This window comes from Psychromonas saccharinae, from assembly GCF_051201515.1.
In the GTDB taxonomy this organism is placed as follows: Bacteria; Pseudomonadota; Gammaproteobacteria; order Enterobacterales; family Psychromonadaceae; genus Psychromonas.
The window spans coordinates 2,899,567-2,914,231 of the sequence record NZ_CP195153.1; the positions used below are offsets into that span (position 1 = coordinate 2,899,567).

The 14,665-nt window shown below is 37.1% G+C and carries 13 protein-coding genes; 3 read left to right on the forward strand and 10 right to left on the reverse strand.

The window, feature by feature from the left end; translation table 11 throughout:
• Window positions 1-6: 6 nt before the first annotated feature.
• The 5 genes from iscA to trmJ form a co-directional block, all read right to left on the reverse strand.
• Window positions 7-330 (reverse strand): iron-sulfur cluster assembly protein IscA, encoded by a 324-nt coding sequence (gene iscA, locus ACR30L_RS12835; RefSeq protein WP_435234648.1) that lies wholly within the window; start codon window positions 328-330, stop codon window positions 7-9.
• Window positions 331-404: 74 nt separating this feature from the next.
• Window positions 405-791 carry a Fe-S cluster assembly scaffold IscU gene (iscU, locus tag ACR30L_RS12840; RefSeq protein WP_435234649.1) on the reverse strand — a complete coding sequence of 129 codons (387 nt, stop codon included), beginning with the start codon at window positions 789-791 and terminating at the stop codon, window positions 405-407.
• A 17-nt stretch (window positions 792-808) separates the two neighbouring features.
• Window positions 809-2,023, reverse strand: coding sequence for an IscS subfamily cysteine desulfurase (locus ACR30L_RS12845; protein WP_435234650.1), 1,215 nt, complete (start codon window positions 2,021-2,023; stop codon window positions 809-811).
• A gap of 21 nt (window positions 2,024-2,044) precedes the next feature.
• Window positions 2,045-2,521 carry an Rrf2 family transcriptional regulator gene (locus ACR30L_RS12850; protein ID WP_435234651.1) on the reverse strand — a complete coding sequence of 159 codons (477 nt, stop codon included), beginning with the start codon at window positions 2,519-2,521 and terminating at the stop codon, window positions 2,045-2,047.
• A gap of 96 nt (window positions 2,522-2,617) precedes the next feature.
• Window positions 2,618-3,376 carry a tRNA (cytosine(32)/uridine(32)-2'-O)-methyltransferase TrmJ gene (gene trmJ, locus ACR30L_RS12855; RefSeq protein ID WP_435234652.1) on the reverse strand — a complete coding sequence of 253 codons (759 nt, stop codon included), beginning with the start codon at window positions 3,374-3,376 and terminating at the stop codon, window positions 2,618-2,620.
• Window positions 3,377-4,005: 629 nt separating this feature from the next.
• Between trmJ and suhB the strand changes: the two genes are divergently transcribed.
• Window positions 4,006-4,794 (forward strand): inositol-1-monophosphatase, encoded by a 789-nt coding sequence (gene suhB / locus ACR30L_RS12860; RefSeq protein WP_435234653.1) that lies wholly within the window; start codon window positions 4,006-4,008, stop codon window positions 4,792-4,794.
• Between the two features lie 370 nt (window positions 4,795-5,164).
• On the opposite strand, the gene secA is transcribed toward suhB, so the two are convergent.
• Window positions 5,165-7,891: a preprotein translocase subunit SecA gene (gene secA, locus ACR30L_RS12865; protein ID WP_435234654.1), complete on the reverse strand. Its 2,727-nt coding sequence runs from the start codon at window positions 7,889-7,891 to the stop codon at window positions 5,165-5,167.
• Between the two features lie 37 nt (window positions 7,892-7,928).
• The gene (locus ACR30L_RS12870) at window positions 7,929-8,852 is read right to left on the reverse strand and encodes a M23 family metallopeptidase (RefSeq protein WP_435234655.1); all 924 of its coding nucleotides are present in this window, start codon (window positions 8,850-8,852) and stop codon (window positions 7,929-7,931) included.
• Between the two features lie 29 nt (window positions 8,853-8,881).
• Here ACR30L_RS12870 and ACR30L_RS12875 point away from each other — a divergent pair, with 29 nt between their 5' ends.
• A complete protein-coding gene (locus ACR30L_RS12875) occupies window positions 8,882-9,331 on the forward strand; it encodes a DciA family protein (RefSeq protein WP_435234656.1) in 450 nt (149 codons plus the stop codon).
• Between the two features lie 177 nt (window positions 9,332-9,508).
• Here ACR30L_RS12875 and dapD read toward each other — a convergent pair whose 3' ends face one another.
• From dapD to djlA, 3 genes are all read right to left on the reverse strand, one after another.
• A complete protein-coding gene (gene dapD, locus ACR30L_RS12880) occupies window positions 9,509-10,537 on the reverse strand; it encodes a 2,3,4,5-tetrahydropyridine-2,6-dicarboxylate N-succinyltransferase (protein ID WP_435234657.1) in 1,029 nt (342 codons plus the stop codon).
• 192 nt (window positions 10,538-10,729) lie between these two features.
• Window positions 10,730-11,248 (reverse strand): DUF2937 family protein, encoded by a 519-nt coding sequence (locus ACR30L_RS12885; protein WP_435234658.1) that lies wholly within the window; start codon window positions 11,246-11,248, stop codon window positions 10,730-10,732.
• 32 nt (window positions 11,249-11,280) lie between these two features.
• Window positions 11,281-12,102: a co-chaperone DjlA gene (djlA, locus tag ACR30L_RS12890; protein WP_435234659.1), complete on the reverse strand. Its 822-nt coding sequence runs from the start codon at window positions 12,100-12,102 to the stop codon at window positions 11,281-11,283.
• 222 nt (window positions 12,103-12,324) lie between these two features.
• Here djlA and lptD point away from each other — a divergent pair, with 222 nt between their 5' ends.
• Window positions 12,325-14,661 (forward strand): LPS assembly protein LptD, encoded by a 2,337-nt coding sequence (lptD, locus tag ACR30L_RS12895; RefSeq protein ID WP_435234660.1) that lies wholly within the window; start codon window positions 12,325-12,327, stop codon window positions 14,659-14,661.
• The last annotated feature ends 4 nt before the right edge of the window (window positions 14,662-14,665 follow it).

Below are 14,665 nucleotides of genomic sequence, written 5' to 3' on the forward strand. Positions count from 1 at the left end.
AGTTAACTACACATTAAAGCTTTCACCACAGCCGCATTCATCATCGACATTCGGATTATTAAACTGAAAACCTTCATCGAGCCCTTCTTGTATAAAATCGAGTTCAGTCCCATCAAGGTAGACGAGGCTTTTTTTATCAACAATAATATTAACACCATCGGTATCGAAGATTAAATCATCGTCATTAAGTTGATCGACAAACTCAAGAATATAAGCCATTCCGGAACACCCCGACGTTTTTACGCCTAATCGCAAACCTAACCCCTTGCCACGGTTAGCAATAAAAGCAGCGACTTGTGTTGCTGCAGATTTTGTCATTGTTATCGCCAAAATCAACTCCAATACTTTTTAACATTTTCAGGGATAAGGTTATACCGATTAGAAATAAACAATCTATTCAATTTTTATTTATCTGGATGTTTACTTTTATAGTCATCAATAGCCGCTTTAATTGCATCTTCAGCCAAAATAGAACAATGGATTTTAACCGGCGGCAAGGCGAGCTCCGTTGATATTTCGGTATTAGTAATGGCACTTGCTTGGTCTAATGTTTTACCTTTGACCCATTCAGTAACTAATGAGCTTGAAGCAATCGCACTGCCACATCCATAGGTTTTAAATTTAGCGTCTTCAATCACACCGCTATTATTTATTTTTAATTGTAATTTCATTACATCACCACAGGCAGGAGCCCCCACCATACCCGTAGCGACATTTTGGTCATTTTTATCAAATGAACCAACGTTGCGAGGGTTTTCATAATGATCAATTACTTTTTCACTATAAGCCATGATTTCTTCCCTTGAATTTAGTGGTGAGACCACTCAATGCTATTAATATCGATGCCTTCTTTGTACATATCCCAAAGTGGTGACATATCTCGTAAACGGCCAATATTTTCACGAATAATCTTGATCGCATAATCAATTTCTTCTTCGGTGGTAAAGCGACCAATACTAAATCGAATTGAGCTATGCGCTAATTCATCATCACGACCGAGAGCACGTAATACGTAGGAAGGTTCAAGGCTCGCAGAAGTACAAGCACTCCCAGAAGAAACAGCTAAATCTTTGAGTGCCATCACTAATGACTCACCTTCCACGTAGTTAAAGCTGATATTAATATTACCTGCAACCCGTTTTTCAAGGGAACCATTAACATAAACTTCTTCCATATCACTCAAACCATCAAGTAAGCGAGTACGTAAAGCAAGTATACGTTCATTTTCAACGCCCATTTCTTCCTGTGCAATACGAAATGCTTCTCCCATAGCAACAATTTGGTGAGTAGGTAACGTCCCACTTCGCATGCCACGCTCATGACCGCCACCATGCATTTGAGCCTCTAAACGAATACGCGGCTTACGACGAACGTATAATGCACCGATACCTTTTGGCCCATAAACTTTATGTCCAGAAAATGAGATTAAATCAACTTTCATTGCTTGAACATCAATGACAACTTTACCTGCACTTTGTGCCGCATCAACATGTAAAACAGTTTTATTTGCACGACAAATTTCACCGTAAGCGGCAATATCTTGAATAACACCTATTTCATTATTTACATGCATCAAGCTCACTAATACAGTATCTTCACGTAGTGCTTCTTGTAATTGTTCAGGCGTAACAATCCCATCCGTTTGCGGTTCAAGATACGTCACTTCGTAACCTTCTCGCTCTAACTGACGACATGTGTCTAATACCGCTTTATGCTCAGTTTTAGCTGTAATAATATGTTTACCACGTTTACCGTAAAAATGCGCCACGCCTTTAATTGCAAGGTTATCGGATTCTGTCGCTCCAGAAGTAAAAACTATTTCACGAGGATCTGCGTTAATTAAATCTGCAATTTGCTCTCGTGCAATATCAACAGCTTCTTCTGCTTGCCAACCGAATCGATGTGAACGCGACGCTGGATTACCAAAATCTCCATCCATAGTGAGATATTGCATCATTTTTTCTGCAACACGAGGATCAACAGGTGTTGTTGCAGCGTAATCCAGGTAAATAGGTAATTTCATTTTGCTCTCCACTACGCCAACTTAGAGCTCATTCACTTCTAGTTGTGCAGTTTGATTGTATTTAATATTTTGTAATTCTGAAATATGTTGAACATGATCCGACGTCATTAACTCTTCAAGTGTAATATTATCAAGAAAAGTATTAATACGATCGCTCAACTGACCCCATAGGGCATGCGTCAAACATTGTGTACCTTGTTTAGCACAACCACAATTCTCTGTACAAGTACGAATTGTCACGGTTTCATTAACCGCTTCAATTATCATTGCAACAGAAATATCACTGCGTGCTTTACCCAGTTTATAACCACCACCGGGTCCACGTACACTACTGACAAGCCCTTGTTTACGTAACTTAGCAAACAATTGCTCTAAATATGAAAGAGAAATACCTTGGCGGTCTGAAATATCCGCTAATGGTACAGGTCCACCGTGTTCTTTAAGTGCGACATCTAATATTGCAGTGACCGCATATCGGCCCTTTGAGGTTAGTTTCATAATACTTCACTTCTATTGCGGGTAAGAATAATTATCAACAAATGCGTTTTAAATTATAATACCCGACCAAATTAGTCAAGTAAAAAACCACATACTTTACTCGGATTTATTTCCTTCTATTTCAGCAGATTTAGTCTCGTTAGCTGGCAGTGATTTTTGAATACTACTTAATATACCACGCCACATCCGTAATTCTTTTATTTCTGGACGAGCTCGGTTAAAGAAACGTCGTAATTTAGTCATCACTAAACCAGGATGTGCAGGAACGATAAAGCGCGTATCCACTAATGTTTGCTCTAAATGATTAAACATTCCTTCTATCTCTTCCGCTAACGGGTATTCTTCTTCCTGAACAGGATAAACTTTAGAAGCTAAAAATGCCATTCGAATTTCGTAACTTAGGGTTTGCACTGCCATCGCTAAATTAAGTGAGCTATATTCTGGATTGGCAGGAATAAATACATGAAAATGACACTTCTGTAATTCTTCATTAGTTAACCCACTATTTTCCCGGCCAAACACTAATGCAACAGGATATTTAGCACCTTCTACTACTGCTTTTTCACCCATTTCACGTGGATCAAGCATTGGCCAATCTAATGTTCTTGGTCGAGCACTGGCACCAATCACTAATCCGCAATCCGCAATGGCTTCATCTAAGGTCGAAAATACTGTGTGACTTTCGAGAACATCAGTTGCCCCCGCAGAAAGGGCTTTTGATTTACCGTCAACTTCACACTCAGGATCAACAAGTACTAAGTTTGATAACCCCATTGTTTTCATAGCACGCGCAGCACTGCCTATATTTCCCGGATGGGAGGTACCAATCAGTATGATACGAACATTATCTAGCATTTATATTCCTTGGTATAATTATCAAACACGACGATAACACTGACTGCAAGCTTGCCAATTATCAGGTTTGATAGGGGCTAAAATTAAAGAGTGCAAAGTTTAGCACTATTTATATCCATTACCAATCAAGATGCATTGGTCAGCCACATTCAAAAATTAAAATATTTTCGTTATGCTCACGTCTTGATTTAATCCTCTAGATCTTCAATCTTTATGACTGTAATTCGTTCACCGCTCTGTTTAACTTTTGTAACTACTCAGCACCCTTTAAAATTTCATGAATTTTTGTCATAAATAGAGTGTTAATACTCAGGGATAAGCCATTTATGCTTAGTTCAAGGCGAAAAAGCCCAGTTTAGTGGTTTAAATGAGCATTTTTCAACGATGAAATAAGCTTAAAGGGCGACGGCCTGAGTAGTTACTAACTTTTTTGTATTTAAAATAGCGATGGGCATGAAGTATAAAAAAGCAATCTAAATGGTATTAACAATTGCAGATTAATCCAATCCCTGTATAATTTTGCGCCGAAGGAATCTCCCTTCCTACCAAACTAGATAAATAAACAATCTTCTCGATAAGATATTTATCTAGTTTGGTTAAATGTTCTTTTAAAATCTAATGGTGATCCAATGCATCCAATGTTAAATATTGCGATTCGTGCTGCCCGCAATGCAGGCAAAGTAATCTCAAAAGGCTTCGAAAATCTTGAATCTGTTGAAGTTGAAGAAAAATCGTTAAATGATTATGTAAGTAGCGTCGATAAAGAAGCTGAACTTGCAATTATTGGTACTTTACGTAAATCATACCCAGACCACAGCATCATTGCTGAAGAATCAGGTATTGATGAAGGTAAAGATAAAGATCACCAATGGATTATTGATCCTCTTGATGGAACTACTAACTTTATTCATGGCATCCCACATTTTGCTGTTTCAATTGCATTAAAAATTAAAGGCCGCACTGAAGTCGGTATTGTTTTTGATCCAATTCGTAATGAATTATTTTCTACCGTGCGTGGACAAAGCTCACAAATCAATGGTTACCGCACGCGTACTAACACAGTGCCAAAATTAACTGGTACTCTTTTAGCAACGGGCTTCCCTTTCAAACAAAAACATCATACCGATGTATACCTAGCTATCTTTAAAGACTTCTTTATGGATGTTGCAGATATGCGCCGTTCCGGTTCTGCTGCACTTGATTTAGCTTATGTTGCAGCAGGTCGTATGGATGGTTTCTGGGAATTTGGTTTAAAACCATGGGATATTGCAGCAGGCGAATTATTACTTAAAGAATCAGGCGCTATGATGACTGACTTTAATGGTGGAAATGATTACATGAAATCAGGTAACGTTGTTGCAGCAAATCCAAAACTATTAAAAGAAATGTTAACGGTTATTCGTAAACATAATAGCTAAAAACTTACATTCGCTTTTAGCGATCAATATTCAGTAAAATAACGCAGTGATCGTCATGGTCTCTGCGTTTTTTTATGCAGCAATCTTTAACTCTGCCATTCTAATACCAATCGTAATAATTAGCTGATCTATTTTGCTGGTTAAAATAGTTTATTTCTTTGTTGAAAGTTTCGTTAAGGGAACCACCATTTACATCAACTTTCGCCTCAAACTAAACCATTTTTCCAGCGCAAAATTTAGAGCACATATTTAATACAATTGGTATAAACTCCTCACGATTGCCTTATATCAGTTAGCTTTGCACATAAAAAAACCACTAACATCTTAACGATATTAGTGGTTTTATAAAAACTAAATTTGTGGTTATAAATTACTGACCGAGTTTCCCATGACAGTGTTTGTATTTTTTACCTGATCCACATGGACAAGGTTCATTACGACCCACTTTGCGCTCGGATCTTACAAAACTTTCGTTACTCGCACTATCATCTTCTTCTGCTTGTTCACCATTACTCGCTTGCGCATGTTTCATTTCCATACGCGCTTTCTCTTCTGCTTGGCGACGTTGCTCTGCAATTTGATCCACTTCTTCTTTACTTTGAACTTGTACTTTAGAAAGAATCGTCACCACATCATGTTTTAATTTTTCCAACATGCTAAGGAACATTTCAAAAGATTCGCGTTTGTATTCCTGTTTCGGATCTTTTTGCGCGTAACCACGTAAATGAATACCTTGACGAAGGTGATCCATTGACGCAAGGTGATCTTTCCATAATGCATCGATGGTTTGTAACATTACTGATTTTTCAAAGTTACCAATGATATCTTCACCCACTAGTTCTTTTTTAGCTTGGTATGCTTCTGTTGCATGGGTGATGATATTCTCTCGAATGGTTTCTTCTTGAAGATTTGGATCATCTTTCAACCATTGTTGAATCGGCAACTCAATTAAGAAATCAGCCTTCAAGCGACGCTCTAAACCTTCTAAATCCCATTGCTCAGTTAATGATTGTTGTGGCACGTATTCATCAACACAACTATTAAAGACATCATCCCAAATATGCTCAATGGTTTCAGTGATTTTTTCACTGTCCATTACACCATTACGTTGCTCGTAGATAATTTTACGTTGTTCATTAGCAACATCATCATAATCAAGCAAGGATTTACGCATATCAAAGTTACGACCTTCAACTTTACGTTGTGCATTTTCAATCGCACGTGTTACCCAAGGATGCTCAATCGCTTCACCATTTTCCATACCTAATTTCTTCATCATATTAGATACTTTTTCCGATGCAAAAATACGCATCAGAGGATCTTGCATTGATAGGTAGAAACGGCTTTCCCCCGCATCCCCTTGACGACCCGAACGACCACGTAGCTGATTATCAATACGACGAGATTCATGACGTTCTGTACCAATAATGTATAAACCACCCGCCGCTAATACTGCATCGTGATCGGCTTGCCATTTGGCCGTTTCAGCTTCAATTTGTTCAGGTGTTAAATCGCCTAATTTCTCTAATCGAGATTGTAGATTACCACCTAGTACAATATCGGTACCACGACCCGCCATATTCGTTGCGATAGTAACCGAACCTAATGCGCCAGCTTCTGCAACAATATCTGCTTCTCTTTCATGGAATTTAGCATTCAAGACATTATGCTTGATATTTGCTTTATTCAGTAATTTAGACAATATTTCAGATGTCTCGATTGAAACAGTCCCTACTAGAATAGGCTGGCGACGTTCTGCGCGATCTTTAATATCTTCGATAATAGCTTGGTATTTTTCATCTTCAGTTAAATAAACTAAATCGCCCTTATCTTTACGAAGCATTGGCTTATTGGTTGGAATAACGATGGTTTCTAAACCATAGATAGATTGAAATTCAAATGCTTCAGTATCGGCTGTACCTGTCATACCGGCTAATTTCTCGTATAAACGGAAGAAATTCTGGAAGGTAATCGATGCTAAGGTCTGGTTTTCATTTTGAATTTGAACCCCTTCCTTCGCTTCTACCGCTTGATGAAGACCTTCAGACCAACGGCGCCCTGGCATGGTACGTCCCGTATGCTCATCAACGATAACAACTTCACCTTTTTCATTGATAATATAATCAACGTCTTTTTCAAATAAGGTGTGTGCACGTAATGCCGCATTAACATGATGTAAAATACTGATGCTTGTTGCTGAATAAAGCGATTGATTTTCAGCTAATAAACCACGCTCTTGAAGAATACGTTCCACTTTTTCTTGACCACGTTCGGTAAGCAGTGATTGTTTATTTTTTTCGTCGGTAGTGTAATCACCGTCACCCGTATATTCTTCTGTATCTTCTTTATCCTGCTTAGTTAGCAAAGGTATAACCGTATCTATTTTGGTATAAAGTGTTGCATCGCCATCGGTAGGACCAGAAATAATTAATGGCGTTCTTGCTTCATCAATTAAGATCGAATCAACTTCATCGACAATAGCATAATGAAGAGGACGCATAACACGTTGACCAGCTTCAAAGGCCATATTATCGCGTAAATAATCGAATCCGAATTCGTTATTGGTACCATACGTAATATCAGCAGCATAGGCCGTACGTTTTTCTTCTGGCTGCATACCTGATAAGTTAATACCGACGGTTAAACCTAAGAAATCAAACAGTTGAGCATTCCACTCTGCATCACGACGTGCGAGGTAATCATTAACCGTAATAACATGCACACCTTTACCGGTTAATGCATTTAAATAAGCCGGTAATGTCGCTGTTAATGTTTTACCTTCCCCCGTACGCATTTCTGCAATTTTATTTTCATTTAGAATCATCCCACCGATAAGTTGAACATCAAAATGACGCATACCAAATACACGTTTAGATGCACTACGCACAACAGCATAAGCTTCAACTTCAATTGATTCTAAACTTTCACCACCAGCGATACGTTCTTTAAACTCAGCTGTTTTCGCTTTTAATTCAGCATCTGAAAGCGCTTCAACCTCTGGCTCTAATTTATTAATCTCATTAACAATTTTACGAAGTTTTTTAAGGTAGCGGTCATTACGACTGCCTATTATTTTGGTCATTAGTTGTGTGATCATTTTATTGTTCTCATTATTTATAAATTAATTATTTTTTCTAAACGGCTTTACGCTGAATATAATAATTAGGATTGATTGGTTTGCCGTTTCGTAATACTTCATAATGTACATGAGGCCCTGTGGAGCGTCCTGTCGTTCCCATGATTGCTATTTGTTGTCCCTTACTAACGATATCTCCTATTGATACAGTGACGGCTTTTGCATGTGCATAACGCGTCACCATTCCATTGCCATGTTGAATTTCAACTAAAAAACCATAACCTGTATGTTCACCTGCCTCTGTCACGACCCCTGCTGCTGTAGCAATAATAGCCATGCCAGTTTGTCCAGCAATATCAACACCGTTATGCTGTGTTAATTTCCCAGTGAAGGGGTCTTTACGCGCCCCGAAAGGAGATGAAAGCCACGCATGTTTACCTGCAACTGGCTTTCCTGAAATATATGCCTGATTATTTAAGTGGAGATGATTTAATGTAATTTCAAGCTTATCAAATTGTTTTTCCCGTTTTTTTAGGCTTTGATCAATATTATTAACTTGATCCCGTAAATCCATATATTCAAAATGAAGCTCACTGGCTTCAATCATAGGACCGCCTTCAGGTACAGACATTTCCAAGTTAAATTCCTCGGTAGGTAATTGAGACTTTTCAATAACCCGTTCACCCAGGGCGTTTAAACGATTCATTTGAGCCTGTAATTCACCAATTTTATTGGCAAGCACGAGTAATTTTTCATCACTTTCAGACTTTATAGCTTGTATTTCTTGTGCTTTACTTATTTCATTATTCTGTAACGTTATCGTTTTAAATTGTTGTAACTGTTGCTGATAAACCTGTTGAACAGCAGTAAAACTGGCGATAATGAGTAAAAGAAAACCAAACAAAATAACAAGTAGTTTCTTTTTTGTTAAAGAAAACGTATGTTGTGTTTCCTTCATTGAATAAATTACCGTTATACTCATATCTCTGCTTTCACTGTTGATAAAAAATAATGAATAGATCACGTACACCGAAACCTGTTTCTTTTTTACTTAAAAAAAACGGGTTACAACAAAACACAAATCTAATTACAAAATTAGATAGTTTACTACAAAGCTATTTGAAACAACATAATATAGCCGGTTGTAGAATAGGAAATTTACAAAATGGGAGTTTGTTAATAGAAATTCCCGATGCAACTTGGCAATTACGCTTACAATTTATGCGTAATGATATTTTATCTCTCTTACGACAGGAAGCACCTGCTCTACTAAAATTGAAATTTAGTGTAAATCCAAGATTAAAAGAACTTGCCGATAAACCTAAACGCAAGCCTCGAAAACATATTAAACCAGCGAGTAAAATGCCAAATGATGTAGCGCAATCTTTTTTATCTTTAGCAGAAAATGCAGACCCTGCATTACAAAAAGCACTTCGTTCCCTCGCTAAATATTCAAAATAGGCTAACTAATTATATCTACGATTTATTTATACCTATGCTATATCCAAATGCAGTGTCAGGCGCAAACCGGATATTAGAGCAATAGCTATCAAGGGGATAATGATTAATTATTGTATCTAGGAATGTCATAAAAACAAAAAAGGAGCATCTAAGCTCCTTTTATATCAATATAGGTGACTAGTTTGAATGCAGCATGCTGTTTAATTCAACGGCACTTTTATTCACTAAACATTCAATTTGCCCAGTCATAGAATTACGTCGGAAAAGTAAGTCGTTTTTATTCGCTAATTCACGTGCTTTAGCAAATCCCGCTTCTTTACCTTCATTATCCAACAATTTAATTTTAGAACCAGCAGTGACATAAAGACCAGACTCGATAGTACAACGGTCGCCTAATGGAAATCCTAATCCAGCATTAGCACCTAACAGGCTGTTTTCTCCAATACTGATGACCATTTTACCGCCGCCACTCAGTGTCCCCATAATTGAAGCACCACCACCGATATCACTACCTTCACCAACCATAACTCCGGCTGAAATACGGCCTTCAACCATACTAACACCCGTTGTACCTGCATTGAAGTTGATAAAGCCTTCATGCATTACCGTTGTGCCTTCACCAACATGCGCACCTAAACGTACACGCGAAGTATCAGCAATACGTACGCCAGCAGGCACTACGTAGTCAACCATTTTAGGAAATTTATCAACGCAATCAACAATAATCGTTTCACCATTTAAACGCGCTTCAATTTGACGTTCTGCAAGCTCAGGTAGATCGATAGCCCCTTTATTTGTCCATGCAATGTTATGTAAAACACCAAAAACGCCATCTAACACTACACCGTGTGGTTTAACTAAACGATGTGAAATAAGTTGTAATTTTAAGAAACCTTCAGCAGCGGTAACAGGCGCTTCATCTGTTGCTAAAATAACTAATACAAGTGGCTGTGTTGACTTTGCAGCAGCAACTGCAAAATCAGCATTTGCTGTTTCATTTGCACCATTAAACGCAGCCGCTAATTGCTCTGCGACCTCGGCAGTAACTTCAATAACTTGATTACCTTCTTTATATCCCACGATACCACCAATAACGGCAACAAGATCGTCACTTGGTGCCAGTAAAGGATTTGGAAAAAATGCTTCGATTATTTTTTGTTCGCGGTTTTTAGTAGCAGTACCAAAGGCAAGTGCAAATGTAGACATGAATTAAGCTCCGAATGAAAGTTCAGTATGTTATATCACCTAATCAATAAAACAGCCTCATATCAGTAGGCAGATGAAATAACGTATAAGATAAAATATTTGATACAGCATAATAAAGAAGTCGTTAATAGATTTAAAGTTAAATAGGTAAGAATTAAAGAATAAACAAGGTGAACAAAGCTGCAAAGACAACTAATTAACGCTTTTAGAGGACTTTTTCTGATTATGGAAATAACGACGTATTAATTTAAATTGATAAATAATCAATATAAATAACAACTCCAACAACAAACTGCTAACTAATGCAGCTGCTAAACCGATAACAATGGCATCTCTATTTAGTACAATTTCAGCTTTATAATTATTTTTTGTTTCGATAAAAAGTGGTTGATTAATTTCGCCAACAAGAAATAAAAGACGACTCACTAATCCACCTGTTAATGCCTGTTTTTTAGCGCTCAAATCCTCAACCCGATTGACACTATTTTGAATAACTACCGCTTCCTTATTAAAAACTACATCATCACTTTGATCATGCTTTGTAATAAGTGCATTTATATCCCCTAAAAAATAAAGATCAGCGAGATGTTGATATTGTTGTAATTGAGATTGAGCTTCTAAGTAATGAGCATCCAAGCGATGCTCATATTGCTGAAGAAAATGCGGTAACTGCAATCCAAGCAGCAGGCTTAAAGCAAAAACTAACTTCAAGCAATAACGCTGCAGAAATTGAATAAACACGCTTATTTAAAACCGCGAATCTTACGTAATGATTCATAAGCAGATTGAATATCCTGGGCTTTTTCCTTGGCCAAAATCATCATCTCTTCTGGCAATCCCTTTGATGCTAATTTATCGGGATGATGTTGACTCATCAGTTTTCGATATGCACGCTTTATTTCTTTATCTGTAGCTGATTTTTCTACCCCTAACACCTTATAGTAATCATCTTCATTAACCGTTTGCTGTTGACCTTGATAAGAACCGCCTTGTTGTCTTTGATGGAACTGTTGTTGCCCTTCAATCATTTGTAATAAGCGTTCTAATTCAAAACGTGAAAAACCAAGATATTCAGCAATTTTATAAAGAATTTCTTTTTCTTTTTCTTCTATCAGTCCATCAGCATAGGCGGTTTGTATTTGAATCCCCAAAAACATTTGTAAAACATTACGATCGCCCCTGACCATTTGTGCAAATTCAGTCAGTTTCTCTTTTAATGGAAAGTCAGGCTCTTTACCTAACGAAAATGAGGCCTGTGCTTGCGAACGCGCTTCACCACGTAAACGCATTTGATCCATATACGCATTAGCAATTTGTATATCAATTTGCGTAATATTCCCCTTTGCCTTCGCCAAATGTCCCATTACAGAAAAAGTGGTGTCAAAAAACACTTTTTGCTTTTCTTGGCTGCTCGCTGCATTACCAAAAATGCCATCCTGTACATTAAAATTAATCGAAGTTGCACGGTCGAAACGACTACCTAACCAAATGCCCAACAGCATGCCAAAAAAACCGCCGAACATATATCCGAAGATACCACCGAGTACTTTTCCCCAAATGCGCATAACAATAAAAACCTTATTAATAAAAATACGAAAGCAATAATGTCGCTATTTTGACTAACTATTCGACTATTTACCAATTATTTACGTAAAATAAGCAAATTTAGAGAATTTATAGACAACAAAGATTGGAGCCTACATCACTTTGCTCTATCATAACGAATTCTAGTTTTCATGATTAAAGCTTAATGCTTTGAGTACTCAAGATACTTTGGTGAATGATCAATGTTAAAAAAACTCTTCCTATTATTAGTCGTATTACCCTCTCCTTTTGTATCTGCAGATGAAACAAATACTGATCAAGTTGACGATAATAACAACTCGAGTAATACAGCTGACTCCGAGAAAGTTCCTCGCTCAACGGATTATTTCTTCAGTCAATGTTATTTCAATGTTCCCCCCGTTGTTGTTGATAACAATCCTTTACCCTTAAATCAACAACCCATTAATATTGATTCAGATAAGATTCACAGTATTGATAATAAACTTTCCTTTGAAGGTGATGTTGAATTAACACAGGGTATAAAAAAATTAAAAGCAGATCGATTAACCTATTCCCAAAATGATCAAATGGCATCTGCAGAAGGAAATATTAATTTTGTTACCGGTGATTTAACACTTAATTCAGATAGTATCGAAACCCAATTGAGTACCGATGAAACCACCATGAAACAAGTTGATTATCAATTTCATGGTCAAGGAGGACGCGGTAACGCTGAACAAATTTATGATAACGGCCAGGATCTTTATGAATTAAACGCCACCTCTTATAGTGCGTGTCCACCAGGAGATACAACCTGGTCAATTAATGCCTCAACGCTTTACATTGATAATGAAGAAGGCGTTGCTAGTGCCTATAACGCAGTACTTAGAATTAAAGATGTGCCTGTATTGTATTTACCTTATATAACTTACCCCACCAGTGATAAGCGCAAAACAGGAATATTATTTCCTACCTATGAGTTTGCAGATACGAATGGATTCACTTTCACTCAGCCTTTGTACATTAATATTACCGATAATATGGATGCGACAATAACACCTGTTTATATGGCGAACCGAGGCACAATGGTTAAGGGGGAATATCGTTATTTATTTGATTTTGGTGATGGTAAATTTGCTACCGAATACCTAGAAGATGATCGTATTTACAATGACACCCGTTATTTAAATCATTGGGAACATTCTCTTGAATTAACAAAAAATTGGAGTTTCAGCGCCGATTATACCCAAGTAAGTGACGATGATTATTTTGATGATATTGATACCGATTACGGTACTTATACGGATAGTCAGCTATTGCAAACCGCAACATTAGGTTATAGCCAAACAAGCTGGGAAAGTGAATTGGAAATTCGAGATTTCCAAGTACTAGATGCCGATGAAGATAATATTTCCCACAAGGTATTGCCAAAATTATCATTCAGCAAATTTGCACCACTGGGATGGAAAGGTTTAGAATTTGATTGGTATTCCGAAATCACTCGGTTTGACCACAGTAGTGATGATGTTTATACCGGAACGCGTATTCATTTAGAGCCCAAACTAACATTACCACTTTATTACAATTCGTTTTTTGTTAACACTGAACTTAAATATCGTATGAGTTATTACCAACAATCTATCCCAGATGATACGAGTTACGATTATGATGACTTAGCCGAAAATACAACACGTTATATCCCGTCTTTTAAAATAAAAACAGGGCTAAATTTTGAACGTGACTTTATATTTTCTAATAGTAATTTTAAACAAACATTAGTTCCTCAAGTACAATACTTATACGTACCTTATCGAGATCAATCTGAAATAGGGATCTATGACAGTACTGAAATGGAACAGGATTATTATGCATTATTCCGTGACAATCGTTTTTCTGGCTATGACCGAATCGCCGATGCTAATTTATTAACATTTGGTTTTTCCAGTAGTATATTGAATGATCAAGGTCAGGAAAAAGTCCGTTTTGCCATTGGTCAAAATTACTATTTCACCCCCTCTAAAACCAATACACCGGACTATGATGATGACTCAACGGATGATGAAACAATCAGCGGTACATCAATCATTGCTGACTTTGATGTTAATTTAAAAGACAAATACTTTTTCCATGCAGGATCCGAATGGGATGCTGACAATAATGAAATTGAAAATAGTAACTTAGCAATCGAAAAACGTTGGAAACATGATACCTACGCACAAATTAATTATCGTTATATTGCGATTGAAGAAGATGGTGATGACGATGACCTAGTAAACCAGTTAGGCTCAAAATTTAATTGGTCTATAAATGAACAGTGGACCTCATTCGGAAGCTATTACTATGACCTTGAATATTTACACCCCTATGAAAGTATTGTTGGTGTTAAATACCAGTCTTGCTGTTGGTCCCTTGGATTTACTTATAATAAATATTTAACTTCAATGGATACCGATACCGAAGAATATGAAACAGAAACAACCTATGAAATTAATTTTGAACTTAAAGGCTTAGGTGGTGCCGCATCAGGTAGCGGTTCTGATAGCTTATTTGATTATGGCCGCCCTTTTTACTTACAATAATGGA

What these genes read in the sequence shown, in the direction of transcription:
- secA (WP_435234654.1), bottom strand. Translation starts at nt 7,891, where the DNA reads ATGATCACACAACTAATGACCAAAATAATAGGCAGTCGTAATGACCGC.
- lptD (WP_435234660.1), top strand. Translation starts at nt 12,325, where the DNA reads ATGTTAAAAAAACTCTTCCTATTATTAGTCGTATTACCCTCTCCTTTT.
- ACR30L_RS12850 (WP_435234651.1), bottom strand. Translation starts at nt 2,521, where the DNA reads ATGAAACTAACCTCAAAGGGCCGATATGCGGTCACTGCAATATTAGAT.
- ACR30L_RS12875 (WP_435234656.1), top strand. Translation starts at nt 8,882, where the DNA reads ATGAATAGATCACGTACACCGAAACCTGTTTCTTTTTTACTTAAAAAA.
- ACR30L_RS12870 (WP_435234655.1), bottom strand. Translation starts at nt 8,852, where the DNA reads ATGAGTATAACGGTAATTTATTCAATGAAGGAAACACAACATACGTTT.
- dapD (WP_435234657.1), bottom strand. Translation starts at nt 10,537, where the DNA reads ATGTCTACATTTGCACTTGCCTTTGGTACTGCTACTAAAAACCGCGAA.
- trmJ (WP_435234652.1), bottom strand. Translation starts at nt 3,376, where the DNA reads ATGCTAGATAATGTTCGTATCATACTGATTGGTACCTCCCATCCGGGA.
- iscU (WP_435234649.1), bottom strand. Translation starts at nt 791, where the DNA reads ATGGCTTATAGTGAAAAAGTAATTGATCATTATGAAAACCCTCGCAAC.
- suhB (WP_435234653.1), top strand. Translation starts at nt 4,006, where the DNA reads ATGCATCCAATGTTAAATATTGCGATTCGTGCTGCCCGCAATGCAGGC.
- djlA (WP_435234659.1), bottom strand. Translation starts at nt 12,102, where the DNA reads ATGCGCATTTGGGGAAAAGTACTCGGTGGTATCTTCGGATATATGTTC.
- ACR30L_RS12845 (WP_435234650.1), bottom strand. Translation starts at nt 2,023, where the DNA reads ATGAAATTACCTATTTACCTGGATTACGCTGCAACAACACCTGTTGAT.